We start from the raw sequence: 2,306 nt of genomic DNA, 5'->3' as shown, positions 1-2,306 counted from the left end.
GATAAAGGTGCCTGTGGCAGAAAACGTTAGGATGTGGAGAAACAGTGTGCTCCAAAAATAATCAAGAAACGCGCCGAGACCGCGACTCGAGCCACGAGCCGATCGATCAGGATCCCCGTGGGGTATCGAGAATTTCGGCGCAGCGCACCGCGGTCATGATCGGTGCCAATGACGCGTCTGTTAGAAGCACAACCGGCGCAATCTGGGTTTCCTCCACCGGCCACCAATCGCTGATTCCGCCCCTTATGACCGCCCATGCATCGTCTGAGCGCCCGGCTTTGGCCAGCGCGGCGGCGAGGAACACCACGTTGTCGAAAATACCGGGCAGGGTGTTGTCTTTTTCAAACATCTGCACCGCACCCTCATGATACTCATAGACACGCGCCAGTCCGATCATATGATCGGCCCGTGTCTGCGGATCCGAAAACTTTTTCTTGCTGCCTTCAACCTTCGCCACCGCCTCAGCAAAGCGAACTGCGCCACCAAGCTGCACACCCTGCGGTAAGCGAAAATCCTCCGAACCGTGTGATGCGGCGAACGCAGCCAGCCTTGCGAGTATCTTCAGAAGATCGGGATCGCCCTTCTTTCCCAAACTGCGGCGGCCGATCTCCGCTGTCTTTGCGGCTCGATCCCAGCTTTCGGTTTGGCGTGCCGCTAGCGAGCAAAGCGTGATCTGATCAATCTGGACGTCGAACGTCTCGAATTGGTCTAGTGCGGCGACGGACGTCTCGACATGTCCGAGCACTTCGTGCCATTGACCGCGGTACGCCGAGATCTCCGCGAGAGCCGCTGCGGCCCGGGCCGTACCCTTCTTCACCAGGTCGGCGAACGCCTGTTCCGCTTCTTCGATGTCCCCACCCAGAGCCTTCTTTTGTGCCGCCTCAAGCTGCGTTAGTTTTGCCATTCGGGAATCTCCGGGTTAAACCTGTGAGCGATGTCGCGATGAAGTTCGTCATCGATTTCAAGAGTGTTGTCTTCGTCGACAAAAAAAGCGCCTTCAGCGTAACACGCGTCAATCGTTTTGATCATTGCCGTAAGGCTCTCATACTCCACAGGCTGCTGGGGCTCCCCATGAATGAAGCCGATTATCTCTGCGGTTTCCTTCTTCTCATGGCCGCATGAGGCGAGGTAGAAATCCCCGCCTCCGTCAGCAAACACCGGAAACCACCCTTTGCGCCACTGCGGTGCGTCCCTTCGTTCCATGAATATTTCGACAGCTTCTTCGAGCGACAGCAGGTAGAAGCCGGGGAAAAAGTAAACGGTGTCCAACTGCTCGCCTTCGTTCACCCTGGTTCCGTCGCGCCAGCGATATAGTTGCTCCAACTCCAACGGAAGCGGGAAAGGCAACCGTGCCTCCCAGGCACGGATGTCCATGGTGGACAGCCCGGGCTGGAGCAGAGTTGGCGTTACGCGTCCGAGACGCGTCAGAAATTGAACGATCCGGTCCAGTTCTTCGATCATTGCAGGAGCCTGACTCTAGATGACTTCCACCCAATATGAATCGCCGTTGCCAATATTGTTGTTCTGATAAAACGACGAAAGTTTGCCGCCTTGGGCGTTCTGCTCCGACACCGGAATCGCCGCGACGGCGGCTTTCGGCTTACCCGGAGGTTTTCCACCCTGGGTCGAAGAGGCGAAGGGAAACTCGTCGAGCGACGTCTTTTTCTTGCCCTTTTTCTCGCCTTTGAGCGCGGCTCGCCGGTTCTTGCGGATGGCGCTTCGGCTTGTCTGGCGCGTCAGCTTCTTCTTGCCGGAAGCGGGCATCCGCTTCCTCATGTTGGCTACCTTGTTAGGAAAGGTTGCCGAATCGAAAACGACCGTAGGCAGCGGGGCTGGATTTGCATTCCCCTGCAGGTCGACCGTATTTTTGTTGTTGTGATATTTCTTGTCGGTGTGGCGGCAGGCGTTCTTGCCATCCATCTTGACGTCGAACGAGTAGAGTATCCAATCTGTTGCCTGTTTGAACGTATTGGATTTGACGCCGCCAACCGTTCCGGGTTCGTCACCCGTACTCATCCCGTATTGCGAGCCTTTGTTAGCAATCATGGCGCCGCCCTTAGCGAAGACGGTTGTCGTGCCATTCTGCAATGTGCTGCTCATTGCGAAGTTGGGATAAGGCAAGGGAATGGGGCCGCCCGGGCTCGGAGTCTTGCAAACGTCGGGGATTGTCGCCTTGGAGAATCCGGTGGACGATTTGTGGGTTAAGCCGAGGCCATTGACGGTGATATGCGTCGGCATCAGGCAGCCTTTCGCCTGCCGCCGAGTAGTGCGGCTGCGCGAACGCCGTTCTCGGAACTGGTCCAGAT

At 56.9% G+C, this 2,306-nt stretch carries 3 protein-coding genes; all 3 read right to left on the bottom strand.

Annotation, left to right across the window (positions count from 1 at the left end):
• Positions 1 to 106 precede the first annotated feature (106 nt).
• Positions 107 to 904 (bottom strand): hypothetical protein, encoded by a 798-nt coding sequence (locus EOA22_RS31050; protein WP_013525293.1) that lies wholly within the window; start codon positions 902 to 904, stop codon positions 107 to 109.
• On the bottom strand, positions 892 to 1,461 hold the full coding sequence (locus EOA22_RS31045; protein WP_013525294.1) for an SMI1/KNR4 family protein: 570 nt from the start codon (positions 1,459 to 1,461) through the stop codon (positions 892 to 894). Before EOA22_RS31045 ends, EOA22_RS31050 begins: the two co-directional genes overlap by 13 nt.
• Positions 1,462 to 1,476: 15 nt before the next feature.
• The coding region (locus EOA22_RS31040) for a PAAR-like domain-containing protein (protein WP_245478729.1) at positions 1,477 to 2,306 on the bottom strand (830 nt) is incomplete at its 5' end.

It is taken from the genome of Mesorhizobium sp. M7A.F.Ca.US.014.04.1.1 (assembly GCF_003998745.1).
Taxonomy (GTDB): domain Bacteria; phylum Pseudomonadota; class Alphaproteobacteria; order Rhizobiales; family Rhizobiaceae; genus Mesorhizobium; species Mesorhizobium ciceri.
Note: the sequence above shows the minus strand (reverse complement) of the source record. Positions and strands in the feature narration are given on the sequence as shown.